Annotated in this window: 24 protein-coding genes; 20 read left to right on the top strand and 4 right to left on the bottom strand. The window is 60.9% G+C overall.

Translation table 11 applies throughout. The features are described from left to right. The first annotated feature begins 118 nt into the window (after positions 1 to 118). From HH303_RS17255 to HH303_RS17245, 3 genes are all read left to right on the top strand, one after another. The gene (locus HH303_RS17255) at positions 119 to 1,132 is read left to right on the top strand and encodes a TRAP transporter substrate-binding protein (RefSeq protein ID WP_169626610.1); all 1,014 of its coding nucleotides are present in this window, start codon (positions 119 to 121) and stop codon (positions 1,130 to 1,132) included. A 141-nt stretch (positions 1,133 to 1,273) separates the two neighbouring features. Further along, positions 1,274 to 1,909 carry a TRAP transporter small permease gene (locus HH303_RS17250; protein ID WP_169626609.1) on the top strand — a complete coding sequence of 212 codons (636 nt, stop codon included), beginning with the start codon at positions 1,274 to 1,276 and terminating at the stop codon, positions 1,907 to 1,909. A gap of 2 nt (positions 1,910 to 1,911) precedes the next feature. After that, positions 1,912 to 3,282: a TRAP transporter large permease gene (locus HH303_RS17245; protein ID WP_169626608.1), complete on the top strand. Its 1,371-nt coding sequence runs from the start codon at positions 1,912 to 1,914 to the stop codon at positions 3,280 to 3,282. On the opposite strand, the gene HH303_RS17240 is transcribed toward HH303_RS17245, so the two are convergent. Then, positions 3,272 to 4,672, bottom strand: coding sequence for an amidase family protein (locus HH303_RS17240; RefSeq protein WP_169626607.1), 1,401 nt, complete (start codon positions 4,670 to 4,672; stop codon positions 3,272 to 3,274). The genes HH303_RS17245 and HH303_RS17240 overlap by 11 nt on opposite strands. Positions 4,673 to 4,674: 2 nt before the next feature. Continuing rightward, positions 4,675 to 5,760 carry an NAD(P)/FAD-dependent oxidoreductase gene (locus tag HH303_RS17235; RefSeq protein WP_169626606.1) on the bottom strand — a complete coding sequence of 362 codons (1,086 nt, stop codon included), beginning with the start codon at positions 5,758 to 5,760 and terminating at the stop codon, positions 4,675 to 4,677. Positions 5,761 to 6,026: 266 nt separating this feature from the next. Here HH303_RS17235 and HH303_RS17230 point away from each other — a divergent pair, with 266 nt between their 5' ends. The 6 genes from HH303_RS17230 (at position 6,027) to HH303_RS17205 (ending at position 11,442) form a co-directional block, all read left to right on the top strand. After that, the gene (locus HH303_RS17230) at positions 6,027 to 7,001 is read left to right on the top strand and encodes an ABC transporter permease (protein ID WP_169626605.1); all 975 of its coding nucleotides are present in this window, start codon (positions 6,027 to 6,029) and stop codon (positions 6,999 to 7,001) included. Positions 7,002 to 7,014: 13 nt separating this feature from the next. Further along, positions 7,015 to 8,232 carry an ABC transporter permease gene (locus tag HH303_RS17225; RefSeq protein ID WP_227421898.1) on the top strand — a complete coding sequence of 406 codons (1,218 nt, stop codon included), beginning with the start codon at positions 7,015 to 7,017 and terminating at the stop codon, positions 8,230 to 8,232. Then, on the top strand, positions 8,229 to 9,902 hold the full coding sequence (locus HH303_RS17220; protein ID WP_169626604.1) for an ABC transporter ATP-binding protein: 1,674 nt from the start codon (positions 8,229 to 8,231) through the stop codon (positions 9,900 to 9,902). The genes HH303_RS17225 and HH303_RS17220 overlap by 4 nt, the downstream gene beginning before the upstream one ends. Beyond that, positions 9,902 to 10,324, top strand: coding sequence for an acyl-CoA thioesterase (locus HH303_RS17215; protein WP_169626603.1), 423 nt, complete (start codon positions 9,902 to 9,904; stop codon positions 10,322 to 10,324). The genes HH303_RS17220 and HH303_RS17215 overlap by 1 nt, the downstream gene beginning before the upstream one ends. A gap of 77 nt (positions 10,325 to 10,401) precedes the next feature. Beyond that, positions 10,402 to 10,845 carry a hypothetical protein gene (locus HH303_RS17210; RefSeq protein WP_227421897.1) on the top strand — a complete coding sequence of 148 codons (444 nt, stop codon included), beginning with the start codon at positions 10,402 to 10,404 and terminating at the stop codon, positions 10,843 to 10,845. A gap of 9 nt (positions 10,846 to 10,854) precedes the next feature. Continuing rightward, complete coding sequence (locus HH303_RS17205; protein WP_227421896.1) at positions 10,855 to 11,442, top strand: GNAT family N-acetyltransferase; 588 nt, start codon at positions 10,855 to 10,857, stop codon at positions 11,440 to 11,442. On the opposite strand, the gene HH303_RS17200 is transcribed toward HH303_RS17205, so the two are convergent. Then, positions 11,439 to 12,473, bottom strand: a complete 1,035-nt coding sequence (locus HH303_RS17200) for a lipid A deacylase LpxR family protein (protein WP_227421895.1) — start codon at positions 12,471 to 12,473, stop codon at positions 11,439 to 11,441. The genes HH303_RS17205 and HH303_RS17200 overlap by 4 nt on opposite strands. A 71-nt stretch (positions 12,474 to 12,544) precedes the next feature. On the opposite strand from HH303_RS17200, the gene HH303_RS17195 reads away from it, so the two are divergent. The 6 genes from HH303_RS17195 to HH303_RS17170 all read left to right on the top strand — a co-directional run bounded on the left by HH303_RS17195 (position 12,545) and on the right by HH303_RS17170 (position 20,952). Next, positions 12,545 to 14,854, top strand: coding sequence for a molybdopterin-dependent oxidoreductase (locus HH303_RS17195; RefSeq protein WP_169626602.1), 2,310 nt, complete (start codon positions 12,545 to 12,547; stop codon positions 14,852 to 14,854). A gap of 73 nt (positions 14,855 to 14,927) precedes the next feature. Continuing rightward, positions 14,928 to 16,184, top strand: coding sequence for a hypothetical protein (locus tag HH303_RS17190; RefSeq protein WP_169626601.1), 1,257 nt, complete (start codon positions 14,928 to 14,930; stop codon positions 16,182 to 16,184). A 21-nt stretch (positions 16,185 to 16,205) separates the two neighbouring features. Next, complete coding sequence (recO, locus tag HH303_RS17185) at positions 16,206 to 16,940, top strand: DNA repair protein RecO (RefSeq protein WP_319637447.1); 735 nt, start codon at positions 16,206 to 16,208, stop codon at positions 16,938 to 16,940. Further along, positions 16,937 to 17,560: a DUF1007 family protein gene (locus tag HH303_RS17180; protein WP_169626600.1), complete on the top strand. Its 624-nt coding sequence runs from the start codon at positions 16,937 to 16,939 to the stop codon at positions 17,558 to 17,560. Before recO ends, HH303_RS17180 begins: the two co-directional genes overlap by 4 nt. 32 nt (positions 17,561 to 17,592) lie before the next feature. Then, the gene (locus HH303_RS17175; protein WP_169626599.1) at positions 17,593 to 18,519 is read left to right on the top strand and encodes a nickel/cobalt transporter; all 927 of its coding nucleotides are present in this window, start codon (positions 17,593 to 17,595) and stop codon (positions 18,517 to 18,519) included. A gap of 345 nt (positions 18,520 to 18,864) precedes the next feature. Beyond that, a complete protein-coding gene (locus HH303_RS17170) occupies positions 18,865 to 20,952 on the top strand; it encodes a sodium-translocating pyrophosphatase (RefSeq protein ID WP_169626598.1) in 2,088 nt (695 codons plus the stop codon). A 74-nt stretch (positions 20,953 to 21,026) separates the two neighbouring features. Here HH303_RS17170 and HH303_RS17165 read toward each other — a convergent pair whose 3' ends face one another. Beyond that, positions 21,027 to 21,473, bottom strand: a complete 447-nt coding sequence (locus HH303_RS17165) for an outer membrane protein assembly factor BamE (protein WP_169626597.1) — start codon at positions 21,471 to 21,473, stop codon at positions 21,027 to 21,029. 148 nt (positions 21,474 to 21,621) lie between these two features. On the opposite strand from HH303_RS17165, the gene HH303_RS17160 reads away from it, so the two are divergent. From HH303_RS17160 to HH303_RS17140, 5 genes are all read left to right on the top strand, one after another. Beyond that, positions 21,622 to 22,221, top strand: coding sequence for a ubiquinol-cytochrome C chaperone family protein (locus tag HH303_RS17160; RefSeq protein ID WP_169626596.1), 600 nt, complete (start codon positions 21,622 to 21,624; stop codon positions 22,219 to 22,221). Beyond that, on the top strand, positions 22,218 to 22,778 hold the full coding sequence (locus HH303_RS17155; RefSeq protein ID WP_169626595.1) for a DUF177 domain-containing protein: 561 nt from the start codon (positions 22,218 to 22,220) through the stop codon (positions 22,776 to 22,778). Before HH303_RS17160 ends, HH303_RS17155 begins: the two co-directional genes overlap by 4 nt. A 108-nt stretch (positions 22,779 to 22,886) precedes the next feature. Beyond that, the gene (gene rpmF, locus HH303_RS17150; protein WP_169626594.1) at positions 22,887 to 23,072 is read left to right on the top strand and encodes a 50S ribosomal protein L32; all 186 of its coding nucleotides are present in this window, start codon (positions 22,887 to 22,889) and stop codon (positions 23,070 to 23,072) included. Between the two features lie 223 nt (positions 23,073 to 23,295). Then, complete coding sequence (gene plsX, locus HH303_RS17145) at positions 23,296 to 24,357, top strand: phosphate acyltransferase PlsX (RefSeq protein ID WP_169626593.1); 1,062 nt, start codon at positions 23,296 to 23,298, stop codon at positions 24,355 to 24,357. 21 nt (positions 24,358 to 24,378) lie between these two features. Next, complete coding sequence (locus tag HH303_RS17140; RefSeq protein WP_169626592.1) at positions 24,379 to 25,353, top strand: beta-ketoacyl-ACP synthase III; 975 nt, start codon at positions 24,379 to 24,381, stop codon at positions 25,351 to 25,353. The last annotated feature ends 42 nt before the right edge of the window (positions 25,354 to 25,395 follow it).

Genomic DNA, 25,395 nt, shown 5'->3' with positions numbered 1-25,395 from the left:
CATTCGGACTCGATGCGTCTGCTTTGGCACGCCCGTTGCGGATGGAAAGACGGCATTCACGCCGCGAAGGTGTGACAATGACCATACGGACATACCGTAAACCTTTTGGGAGGATACAATGCGGAAATTCCTTACCGTGGCGGCTGCGGCCGCCGTGTCTGCTTTCCTTGGCGCCGCCGGTGCCCAGGCGCAGGATGCGTGCCAGGACGGCGAAGTCGTCATCAAATTCAGCCACGTCACCAATACCGACAAGCACCCGAAAGGGATCGCTGCGAACCTGCTGGCCGAACGCGTGAATGCGGAAATGGACGGCAAGGCGTGCATGATCGTCTACCCGAACTCTCAGCTGTATAACGACGACAAGGTTCTGGAAGCCATGCTGATCGGCGACGTCCAGATGGCCGCGCCGTCGCTGTCGAAATTCGAAACCTTCACCAAGAAGTTCCGTATTTTCGACCTGCCCTTCCTGTTCGAGGACGTGAATGCCGTCGATCGGTTCCAGAATTCCGAAGACGGTCAGGCGCTGCTGAACTCCATGCGTAAAAAAGGTCTGTTGGGCGTTGCCTTCTGGCACAACGGCATGAAGCAGATGTCGGCGAACAAGCCGCTGCTGCTGCCGGAAGACGCGAAGGGCCTGAAGTTCCGTATCCAGGCGTCGGACGTGCTGCAGGCGCAGTTCGAAGCCCTGGGCGCGGTGCCGCAGAAAATGGCCTTCAGCGAAGTCTACGGCGCGCTGCAGACCGGCGTCGTCGACGGCCAGGAAAACACCTGGTCCAACATCTATGGCCAGAAGTTCTTTGAAGTTCAGGACGGCTCGACGGAAACGAACCACGGTATCCTAGATTACCTCGTCGTGACGTCGACGGAGTTCTGGGACGGCCTGGACGACGGTGTCCGTGACCAACTCGCCCAGATCCTGGCGGAAGTCACTGCCGAGCGGAACTCTGCGTCGACCGCCGTCAACGAACAGAACCGCGACCTGATCGTTCAGGCCGGGTATGTCGTGCGGACCCTGAACGCCGAACAGCGCGCGGCCTGGGTTACGGCGATGAAGCCGGTTTGGGCCCAGTTCGCGGACGGCATCGGTGAAGACCTGATCGCCGCGGCGCAGTCCTATAACGCCGGTAACTGATAGACCAATCTGATCGGTGACGTATTCGGGCGGCGGTGCGACACGTGCCGCCGCCTGATGCGCACCGACCGCGTACCGAATTTTGCGTACCGAACACTGTTCGCCGGTCAATGGGCGCGTCGGCTGCGTGAGGGGAAGGAAATGCAAAAACTGGGGCTTTGGGTCACCCATCTGGAAGAGACGCTGATCGCGTATATCCTGGGGACGATGACGGTCGTGACCTTCATCAACGTCGTCCTGCGCTACGTGTTCAACAGCGGCATCCTGTGGGGCTTGGAATTCGTCGTGTTCCTGTTCGCCTGGCTCGTCCTTCTGGGCGCATCCTACGGCGTGAAGGTGAATGCGCATATCGGTGTCGACGCGATCCTGAACTTGGTATCGCCGGGCCTGCGTAAATTTCTGACACTGCTATCCGTCGCCGCCTGTCTTGTCTTTGCAGGCCTGATGTTCGTCGGCGCATGGGATTACTGGTGGCGTTTCGCGACCAAGGCGTCCTTCATGGAAGTTGCCGATATCCCGATGCCGGATGTGCTGCAATTCGTGTCGGCCTTCATGAACGATGGCGAAGAATACGAAAAGCTGCCCCGTTTCATTCCCTACTTCATCCTGCCGCTCAGCATGGCGTTGCTGGCGTTGCGGTTGCTGCAGGCCGGTTGGCGTGTCTGGACCGGAAAGCAGGACCTCATCATCGTCAGCCACGAGGCCGAAGAAGCCGTTGAAGAGGCCGGGCGTACCATGCGCGAAACCGAAAATACCAATCGGCAGGGAGGGAACTGACCATGACCGCCATTCTTCTGTTCGTCATCGTCATTACCCTCCTGTTGATGGGGGTGCCGATCGCCATCGCGTTGGGTCTGTCCAGTGTCGGCTTCCTGTTGCTGTTTTCCGACGCGTCGCTGGCGTCCATCGCGCAGACAATGTTTTCCGCCTTTCACGGGCATTACACGCTGCTGGCCATTCCTTTCTTCATCCTGGCGTCGTCCTTCATGTCGACCGGCGGTGTCGCGAAACGCATCATCCGTTTCGCCATCGCCTGCGTCGGGCATGTGCGGGGCGGGCTTGCCATTGCGGGTGTTTTCGCTTGCATGCTGTTTGCGGCGCTCAGCGGGTCGTCCCCGGCGACGGTGGTGGCCATCGGGACCATCATCATCGCGGCGATGCGTCAGGTCGGCTATACTAAGGAATTCGCAGCCGGTGTCATCTGTAACGCCGGTACGTTGGGCATTCTGATCCCGCCGTCCATTGTCATGGTCGTTTATGCAGCTTCCGTCGATGTATCGGTCGGGCGCATGTTCCTGGCAGGCGTGATCCCCGGCATTCTGGCGGGCGTCATGCTGATGGTCGGGATTTACGTCTATGCGCGGATGAAGGGCCTGCAGCCACAACCTTTTGCGGGGATGAAGGAAATCCTCGACTCCGCCCGCGACGCGGCCTGGGGGCTGTTCCTGATCGTCGTTATTCTGGGCGGGATCTACGGCGGTGTGTTCACGCCGACCGAAGCGGCCGCGGTTTCCGCTATTTACGCCTTCTTCGTCGCGAACTTCATCTATCGCGATATGGGACCGTTCAAGGATCACATGCCCTGGGGCAATCCGGTGAAGCTGATCTACGGCACGGTCCAGACCCTGTGGCACCCGGACACGCGGGCGACGCTGCTGGAGGCTGGCAAGCTAACGATCATGTTGCTGTTCATCATCGCGAACGCGCTGATCCTGAAGCATGTCCTGACCGAAGAACAAATCCCGCAGACCATCGCGGCGGCCATGCTGGACGCGGGCTTCGGTCCCGTCGTCTTCCTGATCGTGGTGAACCTGATCCTGCTGATCGGCGGTCAGTTCATGGAACCGTCGGGCCTGATCGTCATCGTCGCCCCGTTGGTCTTTCCGATCGCCATTCAGTTGGGGATCGATCCGATCCATCTGGGGATCATCATGGTCGTGAACATGGAAATCGGCATGATCACGCCGCCGGTCGGGTTGAACCTGTTCGTAACGTCAGGGGTCGCGCAAATGCCCATGATGGACGTGGTCCGCGCCGCGTTGCCGTGGCTGGGCATCCTGTTCATCTTCCTGATCATCATCACCTACGTCCCCTGGGTGTCGACATTCCTGCCGACGACCTTCCTGGGGCCGGAGATTATTACGAAGTAACCGGATCAATCGGTTCGATCGCCGGCCGGGCGCGTTCCAGGACGCGTCCGGCGGCGATCAAAATGTCTTCCCGATATTTCGGCCCGACAAGCTGCACCCCCAGGGGCGTCGTGCCGTCTTTGCCGGTGGCAACGGTCAGCGCGGGAATCCCCAAGGTTGGCAAGGCGACCTGGGTCAACTGGGCCTCCAGGACACGGTCGAAGGATTCCGGGGATTGGATGTCCAACAGGTCCGGGAACGGCTTTTCCCCCGATACCGGCAGCAACAGGACCGGATAGCGGGTCAGGAAGGTCTGCCAATCCCGGACGAGCCCGAAACGGGTCTGCAAGGCATCCATCAGCGGCTCCACGCCGTAATTGCCGGCATGGCGTTCCAGTTGCTCGATCACGAAAATGGCATCCGGATCGCCTTCCTTTTCGATGGCGCCCATGACGCTGCGGCGGAAGTCGGACACCCATAGGACCGCCTGTATGGCGGCGGCGGTGCGCAGGGACGGGCAGTCGACCTCGTCGACTTCCCAACCGTCGTCGCGCAGGCGCCCGGCAGCATCGCGCAGGGCTTCCACGACAACCGGATCGACGTCCAGGCCTTCCGGGGCACAACACAGGGCCGCCCGCTTCGGCAGGGCGGGTTGGTCGTCGGATACCGGCACATACCAAGCGTCGCGCGGGTCCGGCTGGCTCATCGCCGCGAGACCCAGTTGGATATCGTCCATGCACCGCGCCAGGGGGCCGGACACGGCCATGATCTGGGCGCCGATATGCCGGTCGGGCGCGGTGAAGTTCACCGCCGGAATGCGACCGAGACTGGGCCGCAAGCCGTTCAGACCGCAGGCATAGGCGGGATAGCGGACAGAACCGCCGATATCCGTGCCGTGGCCAATCGCGCCGATTCCGGATGCGGTCGCGGCGGACGCACCGCCAGACGACCCGCCCGGCGTCAGGGCAGGGTCGTGGGGATTGCGGGTGTGGCCGTGTAGGCTGTTCCGCGTAAACCAGCGCAGGGAGAACGCCGGCGTATTCGTCCGTCCGACGATAACGGCCCCGGCTTTCTTCAGATTGGCGACGACCGGATTGTCGGTTTCCGCGATCAGATCCTTTTGCAGCCGTAATCCGTTGGTCGACGGATGTCCGGCCTGATCCGTGTTGCATTTGATGGTGACGGGCACGCCCGCCAGGATGCCCGGATCTTCGCCCATTTCGACTTTGCCGTCGATAGCCGCGGCGGTTTCCAGGGCTTCCTCGTCGCAGAAACCGACGACGGCATTGATCTTGCCGTTGACCGCGTGCAACCGGTCCAGGCTGCTGCGAATCACGGCGCTGGCGGATACCGAACCGTTTCGAACATTCCGGGCGGTTTCGGCTCCGCTCCAACGCCAATAGTCGCTCATTGCTATCCTTGTTTGCTGCGCCGGATCAGGCGTTCCGGCTGGAACGGATCCAGCAGGGCCGCAACCCGGTTGTTGACGAACAGTTCCTTCAACAGCTCCGCCACCAGCGGTGCCAGTGTCATTCCGGAATGCATGGTGGCAAGTGTCAAGCCGGACAGACCGGGCAGGCGTCCGACAACGGGCAGTCCGTCTTCCGGGATCGGCCGGGCCGCGATGGTGGTTTTCGCGATGGATAGGGGACCCAGACCGGGCATCATTTTCTCCGCCGCGCGCAGCATGCCTTCCGCCGTTGCGGCGGGATCGTCCAAGGCGCCGGGTTTGTGTTCGCTTTCGCCGATCATCAGGCTGCCGTCGCGCATCTGCTTGACGTGGATATGATCGGACCAAAAGGCGCGTTGCATTCGTGCCTCGACTGGCCGGGTAATGACCAGAAGACCCGGTTTCGGCTTCGTCGGCAGGGTCAAGCCGACCTCCGACAGTAGGGAGGCGGAGCCGGTTCCGGCAGCGATGAGCGTTTCGGACGCTTTCATTTTGCCGTAATTCGTTTCGATACCCTTGACGGTATCGCCATCACGAATCAGGGCCTGTGCCAATCGCCCGAAATGCAGGCGTGCCCCGGCCGCCACGGCGGCTTGCAGGAAAATCTGAACCGTCGCTAGACCGTCAACCAGCCCGTCATCCGGGGAGGACAGCGCGTGTTTCGGTGGGGTCGCGATCAACGGCTCGACCGACCGGATACCGTCGGCGTCCAGCAGCGTCGCGGGGGGGATCGGCTCGTCGTCCAGCATATCCGACTCCCATAGCAGGGTGCCGGTCCAATCAATCGGCAGGGCGCCACTGAATTCCTGGTCCCAGTCATGCCATGCGGCAATCGCCGCCCGCCGGAAGGAGAAATAGGCAGGGTCGCTGCGGGCCGAAATCGCGTTGATCCAGGCCCAGGAGCCGCCCGACGCCCCTGCAGCGGGCGACACGGCGTCCACCAGATCGACGGACCAGCCCGACGCCGCCATGCGATAGGCGGTCGCCGCCCCGACGATCCCGGCGCCGACGATCAGAATACTGCGGGAATCGTTAGATTTATCGGGCATGGGAATTCTCCTGCTGAGGGTAATTCGGCCGGTCTTTCCAAGAGGGTAGCGTGCGCCGTTGGACGCAAACAAGCCGAGAATGGTCGAATTTTTTCAAGACAGTACTTGTTTCTGGATGATAGGCTCGTGAAAAATATCGGTGGTAATTCGATTAATTCGATGCTGTCGACGCGCCCGGGATCGCGAGAAAAAATATTTGTGGAACAGGGACATATGGCGATGCTTTTCCTAAAGCCGTATGGAAAGAGCAGGGGACACCGAAAGACATGTCGAAGATTTTAGCGACCATTGCCCAACGGCTAGGCCTTGGGTTGGTAACGCTTTTCGTGGTCACGCTGATCATCGCCGGGATGATCGAGGCGCTGCCCGGGGATTTCTGCCAGGCTATTCTGGGCCAGTCGGCGACCGAATCGACGGTTCAGGCGTGCCGCCGGGAAAACGGCTTCGACCAGCCTTTTGTGACGCGATACGTCACCTGGCTGGGAAACACGGCGACGCTGGACCTGGGAACGTCACTGTCGAACAAACGCGACGTAGGGGAATTCATCACGGTTCGGCTTGAAAACACGCTGTTCCTGGCGGCCTTTGCGGCGATTGTCGCGGTGCCGCTGGCGCTGACCCTCGGTATCTTGGCGGCGCTTTATCGGTACAGTTGGTACGATCGCTTCGTGAACGTATTTACCCTGACCTCCATTTCCTTCCCTGAATTCCTTGTCGGTTACATCATGATCCTGTTGCTGTCGGTGATGACATCGACATTGGAAGGCGGTTCCTGGTTCCCGGCGCTGGCGACGGTCCGACCTGAAACCAGCTTCGCCGACCGCGTTCATCTGGTCTTCCTGCCGGCCATGACGCTGACCCTGGTCGTTGTTGCGCATATGATGCGCATGACGCGGGCCGCGATCATCAACCTGCTGGCCAGTCCCTATATCGAAATGGCGCGGCTGAAGGGGATCAAGAATTCTCGGATCATCGTCAAACACGCCCTGCCGAACGCCCTGGCGCCGATCGTCAACGTTGTGGCGATCAACCTTGCCTATCTGATCGTCGGCGTGGTGGTGGTGGAAGTTGTGTTCACCTATCCGGGGCTGGGCAAAAGCCTCGTCGACGCGGTGAAGTTCCGCGACATTCCGGTAGTTCAGGCAAGCTGCATGATCTTCGCCCTGACCTATATCCTTTTGAACCTGACCGCGGATGTGCTCTCGATCGTGAGCAACCCGCGTCTGCTGCACCCGCGGTGAGGAGACGATAACGATGAGTACGGTACAATCACCGGAGGCCGACCCGACCCCCATCGTGGAATCGGACGGCAAGATGCTTCGACAGGTGGCGTGCTTCGCGGCGCTGGCTTACCTGATGTTCCTGTTTTTTAGCCATATCGGCACCGAACTGACATCCGCCATAGGCGGTATCGCCTGTTCGCTGGTCGCGGTGCTGCTGATTTATCGCGGTTGGTCGGGTTTGGGGCTGAACCGGATGCGCAGCGACATAGTCGCCGCCGGTATCTTCATATTCATCTTGGGCAGCCTGACCGCGCTGGGCCGGTTCATGGAATCGCCCTGGTCCGCCTTTTTCGGGCTGGTCGGGTTGGAAATCTTCCTGCTGGCCGTTACCGCCGGATGGAAGGAAGTCCGCAAGGCGCCGCCGACCGCTTTGTTCGGGGTCGGGATCATCTTCATTTATATCATGGCGTCCTGTCTGGCTTCCATCATCGCACCCTATGGCGAGGCATCGGTTGTCGGTCAGACTTATATGCCTTGGGGTTCGGAACTGAAGGACGGCGGCATCGCGTTGCTGGGCACGGATCAATTGGGGCGCGATACGCTGTCCCGCCTGATCTACGGTGCGCGGAACACGGTCGGCGTGGCCCTGGCGACCACGGCGCTGACCTTCTTCGTCGGCACCTTCCTGGGCCTGATGGCCGCCAGCCTGCAAGGTATCGTCGATCAGGGCCTCAGCCGCGTCGTCGATGTCTTGATGGCCATTCCGCAGTTGATTTTCGCGCTGCTGATCCTGACCGTGATCGGGGACGGCGTCCTCAATATGGCCCTGGTTATCGCGATGTTGGAATCGACCCGTGTGTTCCGGCTGGCCCGGGCGGTCGCGCTGAACATCGTCGTCATGGATTATGTCGAGGCGGCGAAGCTGCGCGGCGAAAGCCTGTTGTCGATCATCTGGCGCGAGGTCCTGCCGAATGCGACGGCCCCGCTGGCGGCGGAATTCGGTCTGCGGTTCTGCTTTGTGTTCCTGTTCATCGCGTCGCTCAGCTTCCTCGGCTTTGGCTTCCAGCCGCCGACGGCGGATTGGGGCTCCATGGTCCGTGAAAGCGGTAACCTGCTGAACTTCTTCACGATGATGCCGAGCATGGGGATCACGCCGTTGGTTCCGGCATTCTGCATCGCGCTGTTAACCGTTGCCGTGAACTTCGTCGTCGACTGGTTCCTGCACAAAATGAGTGGGCTGAAAGAATGAGCGATAAGAACAGAGGTCAAAAAGGCGACGTTCTCCTCGAAATGAAAGGCCTGCGCATCGAAGGGCGGGCTGACGAGGAATGGATCGAAATCGTTCACGGCGTGGACGTGACGCTGCGCCGGGGCGAGGTTCTGGGGCTGATCGGGGAATCCGGGGCCGGGAAATCCACCATCGGACTGGCCGCCATGGGCTATGCCCGCGATGGGTGCCGAATCAGTGGCGGCGAGATTTGGTTCGACGGTAAGGAGCTTCGGTCGGCCAGCGAGGATGAGCGCCGCGCCCTGCGGGGGCGTCGCATCGCCTATGTCGCGCAATCGGCGGCGGCGTCGTTCAACCCGGCGCATAAACTGATCGACCAATATTGCGAAAGCCCGGTACAGCACGGCGTTTCCAGCCGAGCAGCGGCGGAAAAGGACGCGAAGGACCTGTTCCGGCGTCTGCAATTGCCGAATCCGGACACGATCGGCTTCCGCTATCCGCACCAGGTTTCGGGCGGGCAGTTGCAGCGCGCGATGACGGCAATGGCCATGTCGTGCCGCCCGGACCTGATTATCTTCGACGAGCCGACGACGGCACTGGACGTCACGACGCAGATCGAGGTTCTGGCCGCGATCCGCGATATCGTTGAACAGTTCAACACCGCGGCGATCTATATCACCCATGACCTCGCCGTCGTGGCGCAGATGGCCGATACGATCAAGGTGCTGCGCTACGGCAACACGGTGGAGGAGGGCGACACGCGGGCCATGCTGTCCGCGCCCAAGGAGAAATATACGTCGGATCTTCTGGCGGTTCGCACGTATAAGCGGGACGAACGCCCGCGTCCGGAAGCTGAGCAGCCGTTGCTGCAAGTGCGCGGCGTCGATGCGTCCTATGGCCCGGTGCCGGTATTACACAATGTGTCCATCGACATATACAAGAAGCGGACGGTCGCTGTTGTCGGGGAATCCGGTAGCGGTAAAAGCACGACCGCCCGTGTCATCACGGGCCTGCTGCCACCGAAGAACGGTGACGTGACCTATGCGGGGCAGACACTGCCGCCGGATTACCGCCAACGCAGTAAGGATCAACTGCGTAAGCTTCAGATGATCTATCAAATGCCGGATACGGCGCTGAACCCGAAATCCCGCATCCGCGACGTGATCGGCCGCCCGGCGAATTTCTATCTGGGCTATTCGGGCAAGCAATTGACGGAACGGGTGCGCGAATTACTGCGCCTCGTCGAATTGGAACCGGACCAGTATATGAACCGATTGACGACAGAACTGTCCGGCGGACAGAAGCAGCGTATTTGCATCGCGCGTGCCCTGGCGGCCGACCCGGAACTGATCATCTGCGATGAGGTTACGTCGGCGCTCGACCAATTGGTTGCGGAGGAAATCCTGAAACTGCTGCAACGCATGCAGGACGAACTGGACCTGTCCTATATGTTCATCACCCATGACCTTGCCACAGTGCGCGCCATCGCGGACGAGGTTGTGGTGATGCAGAGCGGTCGGGTCGTCGAATCCGGCCCGAAGGAGGAGATGTTCACCCCGCCGCACCACGATTATACGGACCTGCTGCTGTCCTCCGTTCCTGAAATGGATCCGGATTGGCTGGACCGTCTGTTGGAGGAACGGGCGGAATTGGCCAAGCAAGGCCGCGTCCTCAAGGCTGCGGATAACTGATGCCGACAAGGCCGGTCGCCGGTGACTTTATCGATCCGTCCGAAGAGGGCCTGTTCGATCAAGACGGGCTGGCGACCGGCTTCTTCTATTACCGGCAATGCGACTTGGCGTCCGATGTCTTCTTTGACGATATCGGAATGGGCGTGCGTGAACGGCACGCGTTGCAGCGATCGAATTTCGCGGCGACGGCGTCCCTGGAGATTTTCAACCCGGTCCGGCACGGGGAGAGCGTTACCTTCGACGTATCCGTGATCCGCGTCGGCACCAAATCCATGACCTATCGAATCCGAATGAACAGTGTCGGTGACGGCGCCCTGCGGGCCGTCGTGGAGTCCGTCGGTGTCTGCATGGACATGGCCGCAGGTCGCCCCATGGCCCTGCCGGACGAGGTAAAGGCACGGATTCAAGCCTATCTCGAATAGCCGCGTCACTGCTGACACTCTGTTGTCAGCATCGGATTGCTAGTGTCTCCCCGACAGCAACAGGGGAGACCATAGAGATGAGCATTATCGAGTCCGGCTTCGATACACGGCCGATCCGAATGGAAACGGTTTGGCAGGTGACCTTCCAGGCACCGACCGAGGATATCGACAGGGTCTTCGAGGCGGTTGCCGCCGTCGCCGGGTTGGAACATGGGAAGACCGATCGGAACGGATATCGGGCCGCCGCCGGATTTGAATATTACCGCCCGCTGGAAGGAACGCCGACCGGGGCGGAAACCGAAGCACGGAAACGCCCGGATGTTGAGGAAATGCGTTTCTTTATCCCACGGGACGAGACCGTCCTGAATGACGTGATTGAGGCAATATACGAGGTTCATAGCTATTATGAGCCGGTCATCACGGTCGTTGATGCTTTGCGTAGCAGCTGCAAGGGGTTGGACGATAGCGCCAATCCGCATCGTTGGTGGAACAAGGGCGGTGACTGGAAAGTGCAGGGATAACGTCGGGATATGAATGAACCGAAAGATACCCCCGTGGTCGAAATCCGTCCCGCCGATTGGGACGGGTTTTCGGCGGTGATGGGCGAAAAGGGCGGCTGCGGCGGGTGCTGGTGCATGCTGTGGCGGCTGTCGAAGCGCCAAATGGAGGCCGGGATGGGGGACGGCAACCGGGATGCCATGCGCGCCTTGTTCGCGGACGGCCCTGGGCCGGACGACATCGGGCCGGGCCTGATTGCGCGCGTCGACGGACAGCCCGCCGGTTGGATTCAGATTGATCGGCGATCCGCCTTTCCGCGCCTGGAAACGTCGCGCGTCCTGAAGCCTGTCGACGATGCGGATGTGTGGAGCATTGCGTGTTTCCTGGTCGACAAGCGTTACCGGCGTCAAGGCCTGTCAGCGATGCTGTTGCGGGCGGCCTGCGACCATGCGGCGCGGCAGGGCGCGCGGATCGTGGAAGGATACCCGATCGATACGCCGAACCGGAAATATGCGCCGGTCTATGCCTGGACCGGGTTTGTCGGCGCGTTTCGGGATGTCGGCTTTACGGAAGTCGCAAGGCGGTCCGACACGCGCCCGATCATGCGCAAGGTGCTTTAGAACCGATAGGACAGGCTGATCGCGCCCCATTTGTCGATCTTGTCCTGCTGTTCGAATTCCTTGGTTCGGATGACATAGGTATAGGTCATCCGCCAATCGTCGTATTGCAGGGCGAGGCCCGATTGGAGATCCGCCACCAGATAGCGTTTATCGACGCTTTGGCTGTCCCGGAAGGTGTTGCCGTCCAGGAAGATGTTGCGCAGGACCAAACGGGTTCCGGCACTGGTAAACACATACCAGTTGAACCCGTTTGTGGGACGGATATAAGCGCTGCCCGGCAGGCTGGGGCGAATACGCGGCGGGCCCATATCGGTCGTCAGATCGCGGCCCAGGCGCAACGTCGCGCCACCGGATAGATAGGTCTGGATATTCCCCAGGGAGAATCCCGAATTCGGCACAAGGTCCACGTTCAGGCCGGGACCAAGTTCATCCTTCCAGATGCGTTGGGTATGTTCATAAATGACGTTGAAGCCCGGTTCGTTTTCCAACTGATTGTCCCAGCCGCGTGGTTCCGTGAAATTGAACCATTTATGCCATTGCTTATGCGTTTTGGAGGCAAGGGAAGCGGGACCGACGACACCGACTTCCAACAGGACGGTATCGCTGCGCGAGGCATCCGGGGCGGCGGCGATCAGGCCGCCGCCGACATACAGCCATCCGGCATAGGGACGGTCGTCGCGGATCGGATTGGGGTCGGTGATATCCTCAGGCGTGTACATGTTCTGACCCAAGCTGTAGGTCGCGCGGGCTCGTGCGCCATGCGGCCAGAAGGGGATCAGATTCGCGACCACGGCGATCGGGTCGGTTTCCGACGGCAGATATTCCCGCGTCGTATATCCGACGGCCGTGCCATGCGTGAAATGGCGGTCGGTGCCGGCGCCGAAAAGATCGTTTTCGATCATGAGGCTGGCGGTGCCGCGGTCGTCGGGGATCGTCGTTCCCGGTTGCGGCGCTTCCGCATGCGCGGACAGACCGGCGCAGAGAAGCGGCATCGCCAGGGCCGACCCGCGTAAGAATTCCCAGAACCGCATTTTTTCCGCCTTTTCCCAACCGCGCGAACGCTTCACAATAGCAAGATGGAACAGATTTAGGGGAGGTGATCGTGACCGTCCAGACTACAGCCAATCATTGGGGCAGTTATAAGGCACATGTTAGGCAAGGTCGGATCGAATCCCTGGAACCTTTGGTGGAAGGAGACGAAGTCTCCGAAATGTCGGCATCCATCGTCGATACGGTGGATTCCCCGGCGCGCATCCGCAATCCCGCCATCCGGAAGAGCTGGCTTGAAGGCGGTCCCGGTACGGCTGGCGACAAGCGCGGTTCCGATCCTTTCGTTGAGGTCGATTGGGATACGGCGCTGAACCTGCTGTCCGGCGAAATCGAACGTGTTCGCAGCCAGTTCGGCAACGAGGCGATTTATGCCGGGTCCTACGGCTGGGCCAGCGCCGGACGGTTCCATCACGCGCAGAGCCAAGTCCACCGCTTCTACAACATGGCGGGCGGTTATACCCGGTCGGTGAACGCCTATTCCTTTGCGGCGGCGGAGGTGATCCTGCCGCATATCCTGACCACGTTGCGCAATACGATGGTGCAGGCACCCAGTTGGTATGAGATTGAACAGCATACCGATTTCACGGTCGCCTTCGGCGGAATCCCGATCAAGAACGCGCAAATTCAGAACGGCAGCCTGGGTGTCCATACCGTTCGGGACTGGATGAAACGCTTGGGCCGGTCGAAAGGCGAATTCCTGGGGATCAGCCCGATCCGCGACGATATGCCGGACGAACTGGGCGCATCCTGGATGCCGATCCGTCCGAATTCCGATACGGCGCTGATGCTGGCGCTGGCTCATTGGCTGGAAATCAATGACAAGGTCGATCGCGCCTTTCTGGATCGTTACACGGTCGGATACGAAAAGTTCCGTCCCTATCTGTTGGGCGAAACGGATGGGCAGCCGAAAGACGCGACCTGGGCATCGGCCCTGTGCGGGGTGCCGGTGGCGGATATCCTGGCGCTTGCGGAAAAGCTGACGAAGGGCCGGGTGCTGATTTCCATGTCATGGTCGCTGCAGCGCGCGGACCATGGCGAACAGCCTTATTGGATGGGCGTCGTGCTGGCCGCCATGCTGGGGCAGATGGGATTGCCGGGTGGTGGGCTTGCCATCGGGCTGGCGGCGGAACACGGCAACGGAAACCCAGATCCGCAGCTCAGTTGGGCCGCGGTTCCGCAGGGGCGCAGTAAGATCGATACCTTCATTCCCGTCGCGCGGATCGCGGATATGTTGCTGAATCCCGGCGGCCATTGCGACTATAACGGAAAGCGCATCACCTATCCGGACATCAAGATGGTCCACTGGGCGGGGGGCAACCCGTTCCATCATCATCAGGATATCAATCGCCTGAAAAAGGCTTGGGCGCGGCCCGACACGGTGGTGGTGCAGGAAATCTTCTGGAACGCGCTGGCCCGTCACGCGGATATCGTCCTGCCCGTCACCACGGTGATGGAACGCAACGACATCGCGGTCGCGCAGATGGATGGTTGGGCCGTGGCGATGAAGAAGTTGATCGAACCCGTCGGCGCGGCGCGCAACGATCATGACATCCTGGCCGATGTCGCCGAACGCCTGGGCTTCCGGGAGAGTTTCACCGAAGGGCGGACGGAAACCGAATGGCTGCGCGATCTGTGGGACCGCAGCCGCCAGGAGGCGGGCCGGGTCGGACGCGAGTTGCCCAGCTTCGATGAATTCTGGGAAAAAGGCAGCCTGCATCTGGAGGGAGGCCCGGAAATTCGCCGATTCCTCGGGGAATTTCGGGACGATCCTGACGCAAACCCGCTGCACACGCCGTCCGGTAAGATCGAGATTTACTCGGAGACCGTGGCCGGGTTCGGCTATGACGAAATCGCCGGACATCCGCGCTGGTGCGAACCTTATGAATGGCTCGGTTCGAAAGACCTGGGGCCCTATCCGCTGCACATCATTTCCAACCAGCCGAAATCCAGGCTGCATGGGCAGCTCGATTCCGGGGTGGGCAGCCGCAAGTCGAAGGTGAAGGGGCGCGAGCCGATGCGCATGCATCCCGACGATGCCACCGCGCGCGGCATTAAGAATGGCGATGTGGTGCGCGTATTCAACGGCCGCGGCGCCTGTCTGGCCGGGGTGATCCTGGATGAAGGATTGATGCCAGGTGTGCTGCAATTGTCCACCGGCGCCTGGTACGACCCGGCAGACCCGGAAATGGCAAACAGCCTCGACGTTCACGGCAATCCGAACATTCTGACGGCGGATCGCGGTACGTCGCGTCTGTCCCAGGGGCCCAGCGCCCATACCTGCATGGTGGAGGTTGAACGGTATGACGCGCCGATCCCGGCGATCAGTGTTTTCGATCCACCGCCATTCACGACGACCGGCTAGCCTTTCCTCTGTTCCCTGCGGGTCGGAACGGCTACGATAGACGCGTTGATTTTCCGTTGGAGATCCCCACGGCATGGCCGCGCATTACAGGAGCTTTCAGGATCGGGGCGTCTATGTCGGTTTCCTCGGCAGAACCGTCGAAATGGTTCGCTGCCGGACCCCACGCGATCCTGAAATGGACGATTTCGAAGCGATCGTGCCGAATTTCGGCGGCGACATGGGGCGTGTCTCCAATGATCTCGTCATGCCCTTTGCCGCGATTGCGGATTGGAGCGATCTTCTCGGCCGCGACAAGTTGCTATACGAGCGCATAGAGGCGTCTTATCACGAAAAGGAAGGGCATCTGGATCCGATCACGATCCGCGATATGCGCCTGTCCGCCGATTTGGAGGCGGGGGAGGAACGGGACAAACGGATCGCGGAAAACGAGATCGCCATCGCCAAAAGCGACGTGCAGAGCGCCTTTCTGGAAATCCTGGCCATGTTCGGGCGCAAATTCGCGGAACGCATGGGCGAACCGGAACTGCGCGGCGTCAGCCGGTCGGTGTTGCTGTCCCTGAACGAGGAAAGCCCCAAGGATATGCTGCGCCTTGTGCGGATCATCGTCGGGGCGGTCGTCGCGGGCACGTCGATTTCCCGGGATGAATTGCAGGGCCGCTTGGATATGTTGAGCGACTATGCCTCCCCCATCTGTTCGCTGGTAACGGAGGACAAGACGCGGTCGGTCGGGTTCCTGAGCCGCCAGATGCAACTTCTGGAGAAGCTGCGATCCGGCGTGTCGACCTATTGTTCGATTCAACGACCGGACGAGATCATGGAAGCGGGGCGCCTGATCGACTTCAACCTGACGACCTTCATCGATTATGCGATGGAACGGGCGAATACGATCAAATCCGCCGTGTTGGATTCCCGATATTATCTGAATGACGAGAAATACCAGACGTTGCTGAACCTGATCCGCCAGGAACGTATCAAGATATCGTTCGCGCTGGACGGTTGGGCGGGGCATGCGACGCGCTGGCTCAGCTGTGACGACGACGATATCGCGGCGCGGAATGCGGTCATGCTGTTCATCCTGCGTCAGATGCCCGCACCACCGAAGGAATTGGACGATTTCGTCGAACGCCGTTTCGGTGGGGAAAACCTGTTGTCGATGCGGGGCCGGGTGGTGAAGGAAATGCATTCCTGGTTCGACGATCGGATCGACCAGGAAATCTATCGCCGCGTCATGCAGGTCCGCACCGGCGTCGACCCCTATGCCGCGCTGTTGGAAGACGACGACCCGCAGGTGGCCAAGGCGGTCAAGAAGGCATTGCGGGCAAGCAAATGACCCGCCGGAGGGTGAAACCGGGTGATCGAGTGGCGTGACGACGCGATTCTGCTGTCGGCCCGTCGGCACGGCGAAAACGCGGCGGTCCTAAGTCTTCTGACGCGGGACCGTGGGCGGCATGCCGGGCTGGTTCGTGGCGGCCAATCGCGAAAGCTGAAAGGGGTCTTGCAGCCGGGCAATCGCATTGCGGTGACCTGGAAGGCGCGGCTGGAAGAACATCTGGGCACGTTGACCGTCGAACCGGTGCATGGCTATGCCGCGCATCTGATGGCCGATCCGGGTCGCCTTCTGGCCATGTCTTCCGCTTTGTCGCTGATCGAAAAGGCCTTCGCGGAACGCGAACCGCATCCCTACGCATTCGACGATCTGGACGCGTTGATGGTTGCCTTGGACGGGCCGGGATGGGCCGAAACCTATATCCGCTGGGAAGTCGGTTTGCTGGCTGAATTGGGATTCGGATTGGATTTGTCGGCCTGCGCGGCGACTGGCGTGACGGACGACCTGTGCTATGTCAGCCCGAAAACCGGGCGGGCCGTCTCGCGGGAAGCCGGGGCGATCTATAAGGATAAACTCCTGGCCTTGCCGGGTTTCCTGGTCACGCGGGGGGCGTCGGGGGACACGGCGGCGATTGGGGACGCTCTGCGCCTGACGCGGTATTTTCTGGACCGGCATGTCTTCTCGCATCTGGACGCGCCCTTGCCGGATGCCCGACTCAGGCTTCAGGATCGCTTCCGAAATTTGGAAACGGGTTCATGATCGGCAAATTCAAATGCGGTATCGCGGCGGCGTTCCTATCGTCCGTCGGGGCCGTCGCCGCGGGACCGGCGGCGGCGCATCCGCATGTCTGGGTGGACGCCGTGGCGGATCTCGGCATTCGGGAGGGCGCGTTGCAGGAAGTGCGTATGCGCTGGACCTTCGACGATTTTTTCAGCCTGGTCCTGTTTGAAGATTTCGATGTGAACGACAACAAGCGTTTCGAACCCAACGAGGTGGAAAAAATGCGCGACGGTGCATTCACCGGCCTGGGCGAAGTCGCTTTCTTCACCGATCTTCGCATCGACGGTGTGCGCGTCGATTGGTCCGGCGCGCGGGATTTCGGGGTTGAATTGGGGGAAGACGGCCGGGCGTCCTATCTGTTCACACTGGACCTGCCGCAACCGGTCGACCCGGTCGCCCATAAGGTATCCGTGACGCTTTACGACCCCGACTATTATGTCGATGTGCAATTTGCCGAAACGGGTGGCGTTTCTTTCACGGATCTGGACCCATCCTTGGAATGCGGCGCGCGTTACGAACCGGCCGAAGACACGCCGATCTATTTCGGCTCGGTGATCCCGAAGCGGGCCGTCGTGGAATGTTGGAGACTTGGATCGTGATCCTGAAACGATTGTTTGCTGCGTTATGCGTGATGGCTTCATTCTGCGCGGCGGCGCCCGTTCAGGCACAGGTTTTCGGTGAAAGGGGCGGATCGAGCGGTCTGAATTGGCTGCCGGACCCGATCCTGCATCTGCTTGCCTGGGTTGCCATTCAGCAGGCGGAATTCGGGGTAGCCCTGCGCGAATCGGTGATGGCCATGCGCACGGGGGAGGGCATCGGACCGGCATCGGCCTTGATTGGATTGTCGTTCCTGTACGGTATCTTTCATGCCGTGGGACCGGGGCATGGCAAGGCAGTCGTCGCCAGTTTCCTGATGGCGCGGGACAGTAAGATCCGGGACGGGATCATGCTGTCCTGGCTGATCGCGGCGGTGCAGGCGGTCGTTGCAATTGCCGCCGTTGCGATCCTGGGCTGGGTCCTCGATTTCGGACGGATTGCCCTGCTGGAAAGCATGCCTTTGGTGGAAACGGTGTCCTATGGCCTGATCGTGTTGCTGGGGGCCGGAATGATCTGGAACACGCTGCGCGGGCATGGATGCGATCACGACCATCACGGCATGGGGCATGACCACGATCACGACCACCATCATCATCATGACACGAGGGTCGAACGTCGGCGCAGCCGTTGGGAATTCATCGCGACCGGCGTTGCATCCGGACTGCGGCCTTGTACCGGGTCGTTGATCGTTCTGTTGTTCACACTGGCCGCCGGTATCTATTGGATCGGTGTCGTATCCGCCTTTGCAATGGCGGTCGGCGTGTCGATCACGGTTTCGACCATCGGCATTCTGTCGATCCTGGCGCGCCGGGGCATCGTGCATATCTCCCTGGAAAGCGGCCGTGCGGGGTTGGTGGAACGCGTGCCGCGCCTGCTCGCCCTGGCCGGTTCCATTGCGGTTTGCCTGATCGGGCTTGTCCTGTTGGCGAGCAGCCTTGCCAGCGGCGTGGCGGCTCTGTGATACCGGTAGACAGCGATTTCCGACTCGCCTAACGTGTGCGAACGTTTCGGGATGGGGGCCCGACCGTTTTCAATCCTATCGAGTGTTGCGTTACGTTCAGTACCGGCGCTCCCCTGTTTCCCGAAAAATAAGCCCAGTAAACGGGGCGCCCTTTGTGGTGACCCGTTGCGGTGGATTGAAACGGCGTTTTGAGCATCGTTCAGTCAACAGACCCGCCCCGTGGTTTTATGGGCCCGTGTTTTATGGGCTCGTGGTTTTAAGAATCCGTCGACGAGTCCGGTAAAAATGCCGGAACGGGAAATGACGGACGGCCGGGCGGGAAACAGAGAGGAAACGGAATAACCCATGGAATATTTGGTGATCGGATGCGGGATTCTGGCCGTGCTGTATGGCGCGGTCACGTCCAAGAGCATCCTGAGCATGAGCGCCGGTAACGCGCGCATGCAGGAAATCGCAGGCGCGATTCAAGAAGGGGCCACGGCCTATCTGAACCGCCAGTACACGACGATCGGCCTTGTCGGCGTGGTCGTCGCGATCATTCTCGGTCTCGCGCTCAGCTGGGTCAGTGCGATCGGCTTCGTTATCGGGGCCGTGCTGTCCGGCGCGGCGGGCTATATCGGCATGAACATTTCGGTTCGTTCGAACGTGCGCACGACCGAAGCCGCGCGCGAAAGCCTGGCAAAGGGCCTTTCCGTTTCCTTCAAGGCAGGGGCCGTGACCGGCATGCTGGTCGCCGGTTTGGCGCTGTTGGCCATCGCCGGGTATTATGTGGTCCTGTCGAACCAGTTCGACGTGAACGACCCGTCCCAGGCAAAAGCGGTCATCAACGGTTTGGTCGGCTTGGCCTTCGGTGCGTCGCTGATCTCCATCTTCGCGCGTCTCGGCGGCGGGATCTTCACCAAGGGTGCGGATGTCGGCGCGGACCTCGTCGGCAAGGTTGAGGCCGGTATCCCCGAGGACGATCCCCGGAATCCCGGCGTGATCGCGGACAATGTCGGCGACAATGTCGGCGACTGCGCCGGTATGGCGGCGGACCTTTTCGAAACCTATGTCGTTACCGTCGGGGCGACCATGGTCCTGGCCCTGATCTATGGGATCACCGGGATCGGCATGGACCAGTTCCTGCTTTATCCGATGGCGATTTGCGGGGTTTGCCTCGTCGCCTCCATTGTCGCGACCTATTTCGTGCGCCTCGGCAGCTCCAAGAACATCATGGGAGCGCTGTATAAGGGATTCTTCGGATCGGCGATCATTTCCGCGGTACTGTTGTATCCCATCACGGAAAACGTCATTGGCATGGATACGCAGATGGTGGTCAACGGCCAGGCCTTCACCGGCATGGATCTGTTCCTCTGCGGGATCATCGGCCTTGTGCTGACGGGCCTGATTGTTTGGGTGACGGAATATTACACCTCGACAGCGTTCCGTCCGGTGCGCTCCGTTGCCCAGGCGTCGGAAACCGGTCACGCGACCAACGTCATCCAAGGATTGGCCGTTTCCATGGAAGCGACCGCTATCCCGGCGATCTTGATCTGCGTTGCCATCGTCGCGACCTATATGGTCGCGGGCCTGTTCGGGATCGCGATCGCGGTGACCACGATGCTGGCGCTTGCCGGAATGGTCGTCGCGCTGGATGCCTATGGTCCCGTGACGGACAATGCGGGCGGTATCGCGGAAATGGCGGAACTGGACGACAGCGTCCGCAACACAACAGACGCCCTGGATGCCGTCGGCAACACGACCAAGGCGGTGACCAAGGGCTATGCCATCGGTTCCGCCGGTTTGGGGGCGCTGGTTCTGTTCTCAGCCTATACGGCGGATCTCAGCCGGTTCTTCTCAGATACTCCGGTCGATTTCTCTCTGTCCAATCCGTTCGTCGTGGTCGGGTTGCTGATCGGGGGGCTGCTGCCCTATCTGTTCGGCGCCATGGGCATGACCGCGGTGGGCCGGGCAGGGGCCGCCGTCGTCGTGGAGGTCCGCCGCCAGTTCAAGGAAATGCCGGGCATCATGGAAGGCACGACCAAGCCGGAATACGGTCATTGCGTCGACATGCTGACCAAGCGGGCGATCAAGGAAATGATCGTGCCGTCATTACTGCCGGTGTTGAGCCCGATCGTGCTTTACTTCCTGATCAACGCAGTCGCCGGTCAGGCCAATGCCTTTGCGGCGGTCGGTGCGATGCTGCTGGGCGTGATCGTGACGGGTCTGTTCGTCGCGATCTCCATGACAGCGGGCGGCGGTGCCTGGGACAACGCCAAGAAGTATATCGAGGACGGCAATCACGGCGGGAAGGGATCGGAAGCTCACAAGGCGTCCGTGACCGGCGATACCGTCGGCGATCCGTACAAGGATACGGCGGGTCCGGCGGTGAACCCGATGATTAAGATCACCAACATCGTGGCCTTGCTGCTATTGGCCGCGCTGGCGCATTGATCTGATCGACGCCAAACGAAAAACCCCCGATGCTTTGGCGTCGGGGGTTTTTTGCGTGTTCGGGGTAGGGCGCGTTAACTGCCGAACTTCCCAAGGTTGCCGAACAACTGTTCCATGATCGACATCGTGCGGCCCGTCGTCGGGGTAACCTTGCTTCGATACGACACTTCCGTCAGGGCGGATTTGTCGAAATCCTCGATTTCGGACAGGGTGCCGTTCTCGTCGAAATGGAAAGCGAGAACCTGGTTCTCGACGATTTCCGGCTTATAGAACGCCCAGCTTTCTTTGGTCTGGCTCATATAATACCAGACATTGTCGTCGAAGGTTCCGACGGTGGACGGCGAACCGATCGCGGCGACGACGTCGCGCTTGCTCGACTGGCCGACCTTGATCTGTTCCAGCTTGCTTTCCAGCGGCGCATTGCCCCGCAAGGCGACCTTTGATTCACAAGCGCTCAATCCGGTGGCGGCCAAGGTAATCAGAAGACCGGCGGCGATCCGTTTTTTTGCAGCGCGTTGCATCGGGCAACCCTTTCGAAGGATACTGTTGTGCGTCCTTGAGGACACCGGTCGCAATCTGGGCCGAACCGCCGGATTTTTCAAGGTGCCTTGCGGAAACCGGCCCGGGGCGGTAAGCCGCCGCGTCTGATTGGAAGGAGCAACGACGGCCATGCTGGACATGATCAAGGGATTCTTCAGGACGCGCCTGACGAAGGAACAGCGTATCGCACTGGACCTGCATGAATGCATCGTTCAGGCAGCCCGTGCGCCGGACCTGTATCTGCGCGCCGGCATTCCGGATACCTTGGATGGGCGGGTGGAAAGCATCGCGCTGCACGCCTTCCTGCTGTTCCATCGCATGACCGGCCGGCCGGGCTGGGATACCGTCGGCGGGGCGCTATCGGATGAGATCGTGGCCGATATCGACCGATCCCTGCGCGAAATGGGATATGGCGACATGAAAATCGGCAAGCATGTTAAGAAGATGTCCCAGGTCTTTTTCGGTCGTTTCGATACGTATTGGGGCGCCCTGTCCAATGCGGAAGGCGCAAAGCCCCTGGATGCCATGTTGAAACGCGGTCCCTTGCAGGACCGTGAGGTTGACCCGGCGCGTCTGGCGGCATTGGTGGCTTACGTTCACGCGCAGATCGATCACCTGCGCGGCCAATCGGACGCCGATATTCTGATCGGCAAGGTTGTTTTCGCCCCGGCGGCGCCGCTTTTCGCCGCATTGCCGCCGATCGAATTCGAAACGGAAGGTGTGGCATGACAGACGCGCCGCGGGAATTCAGCAGACTGGTCGAGGCCGACCGGATTCCGACTAAGGGACGGCGGGAGACGATCGAGCCGACGGACCAGGAACGTACCGCGCTGGCCGCGCGGTTCGGGCTGGTGTCACTGCCGTCGCTGGTGGCGAAAGTCTTCCTGAAACCCCTGGCTGGAGGGCCGATGATTCGCGTCGAATTGATGCTTTCGGCGGATGTGGAGCAGGAATGCGTGATTTCCGGGGCGCCGGTGCCCGCCAAAATCGACGTGGATGCGGAACTGGATTTCGCGCCGCCGAAAATGGTGGATGAGAACCTGGAGCTGACCCTGTCGGATGCCGATCCGCCGGAGGCGTTCGAGGACGGCATGATCGACCTGGGAGAAGTTGCGGCGCAGCAGCTCGCGCTGGCGCTGGACCCCTATCCTCGGGCCGCCGATGTGGATTTCGATTCTGTCCTAGACGACCTGCCGGCGGGGCGAAAGAAACTGATCGATCGTAGCGAACCCGAGAACCCCTTTGCGAAGCCTGCAATGCTTCGTCAGGATGGACGGAAGGACTGAAACCCGTCCATAAACCCGGAAGTGGTGGGAAAACCTGTTGCCCATTGGGGGTAAATTCGGTATGTAACGCGCCGCTTTGCACGAAATCCCAGTTAGGAAGTCAAAAAAATGGCGGTTCCGAAGAGAAAAGTCACGAAATCCCGTCGCGGTAATCGCCGGTCGCACGACGCGCTGTCGCAGCCGACCTACCGCGAAGACCAGACCACCGGTGAAATGGTGCGCCCGCACCACGTCGACCTGAAGACCGGCATGTACCGCGGTCGCCAGGTTGTCGAGCCGAAGAGCGGCTTCTAATCGCCGTATATCGCGTCGCCCGCCGTTTGGTGGGCGGCCGCGCGCGATGCGTCTGATCGGGCCCTATTGGGCCCGATTGGTGTTGTCAGGGCCGCCTTTTGTCTATTTCCTGACAACGATTCGACGCGACAGGGTGTCGAATATCACGTTGAGCAGGCTTGGCAGGGATTCCGTCTTCAAGAATGAAGACCAGGAGCGTCCCGCCTTGGGAGGGATTTAGGTCTTGTCTGATCCGTTGATCATCGCATTGGACGGAATGGGCGGCGACGGCGCCCCGGATATCGTCGTGCGGGGGGCGGCCATAGCCCGCGAACGCTTGCCGCAGGCGCGTTTCCTTCTATTCGGAAAATCGGAACTGCTCGAACCCTTGGTGGCCAAGGAAGAGATTCTGAAGGACTGTCTGGAAATCCGGCATACGGATCAGGTGGTCACCGGCGACGACAAACCGTCCTATGCGCTGCGCTACCTCAAAGAATCCAGCATGCGCAAGGCAATCGACGCGGTGCACGACAAGGAAGCGCACTGCTGCGTTTCCGCGGGCAATACGGGCGCATTGATGGCGCTGGCCATGTTCGGGTTGCGCACGCTGCCGGGCGTCAGCCGTCCGGCGATCTGCTCCTTCTTCCCGACGCGCAAGGGCGAGACATGCATGCTCGATCTCGGCGCCAATGTGGAATGCGGCGCGGACAATCTGGTGCAATTCGCGGTGATGGGGGAAGTATTCGCCCGTACCGTCATGGGGATCGCGAAGCCGACGGTCGGGTTGCTGAATATCGGCACCGAAGACCTGAAGGGACGCGACGAAATCCGGCTGGCCGCCGCCATGCTGCGCCAAAGCGCGCTGCCGATCAATTTCGCGGGCTTTGTCGAAGGCGACGGGATCACCGCCGGAGTTGTCGATGTGGTGGTTACGGACGGTTTCACCGGCAACGTCGCCCTGAAGACGGCGGAAGGCATGTCCCGCCTGATCAGCGGCTTTCTGCGGGAGGCGTTCCAGTCCAGCCTGCCCGCGAAGATCGGCTATCTGTTCGCGCGCCGGGCCGTGGCGAAATTGCGCTATCGCGTTGATCCGCGCCGCTACAATGGTGCGGTCCTTCTTGGCCTGAATGGAATCGCGGTAAAGAGTCATGGCGGCACCGACGACATCGGATTTGCGAACGCGATCAGTGTTGCGGCGGACATGTATCTTCAAGGCTTCATCGAAAAGATGAAGGTGGATTTCGAAACCCTCGCCGGGGAAGGCACTGCGGTCGACGCGTCTGCGACGACCGGCGTGGCGTCTTAGGCGATTTATTCCGGGACGGTTATGAATATGCGAAGTGTCATTCGCGGGGTCGGCGCGTATCTGCCGGAAAAGGTTGTCACCAACGACGATCTTTCGAAAACGGTGGACACGTCCGATGAATGGATCCGGCAACGCACCGGGATCGCCCGCCGCCATATCGCCGCGCCGGAAGAAACCACGACCGATCTGGCTTGTGCCGCCGCCCGGCGCGCCATGGAACATGCCGGTGTGGCGGTTGAGGAAATCGATCTGGTCATCCTGGCGACGACCACCCCGGACAATACCTTTCCGGCGACGGCGACACGCGTTCAGGCGCGCCTCGGTGTGCGCAACGGCCCGGCGTTTGATATCCAGGCGGTTTGCTCCGGCTTCGTCTATGCTCTGACGCAGGCCGACAACATGATCCGCCTGGGGCAGGCGAAATGCGCCCTGGTGATCGGGGCGGAGATTTACAGCCGTATCCTGGATTGGGAAGATCGGGGCACCTGCGTTCTGTTCGGCGATGGGGCAGGGGCAGTCGTCCTGCGGGGCGAGGCCTCGAACGGGGCGGAAATTCCACGCGGTATCCTGGCGACGAAGCTGGGGGCCGACGGGCGGTACTATGACAGCCTCTATGTCGACGGCGGACCGGCGACGACCGGCACGGCCGGCTTTGTGCGCATGCAGGGGAAGGAAGTTTTCAAATACGCGGTGGAACGTATGTCCTCCCTGGTCGCCGACCTGCTGGCGCAGCAGGGGTTGACGACGGAAGACCTGGACTGGCTTGTCCCACATCAGGCAAATGTCCGTATTATCAATAAGGTCGGCGAAAGATTGAATTTGCCGTCTGAGCGGGTCGTGGTGTCCGTGGAGGAGCATGCGAATACCTCCGCCGCGACGATCCCACTGGCGATGAACCATGCGGTGGAGCGGCAGCTGTTCAAGCCGGGCGACCTGATCGGCCTGACCGCGATGGGCGGCGGTTTCACATGGGGCGCCGCGCTTCTTCGCTGGTGATCCCAACGATTCGTGCCGACTTTCCGTCTGACCGATTGACGC

The organism is Pacificispira spongiicola (assembly GCF_012926505.1).
In the GTDB taxonomy this organism is placed as follows: Bacteria; Pseudomonadota; Alphaproteobacteria; order UBA8366; family Aestuariispiraceae; genus Pacificispira; species Pacificispira spongiicola.
The sequence above is the reverse complement of the archived record's forward strand: the minus strand, read 5'-3'. Positions and strand labels throughout refer to the sequence as shown.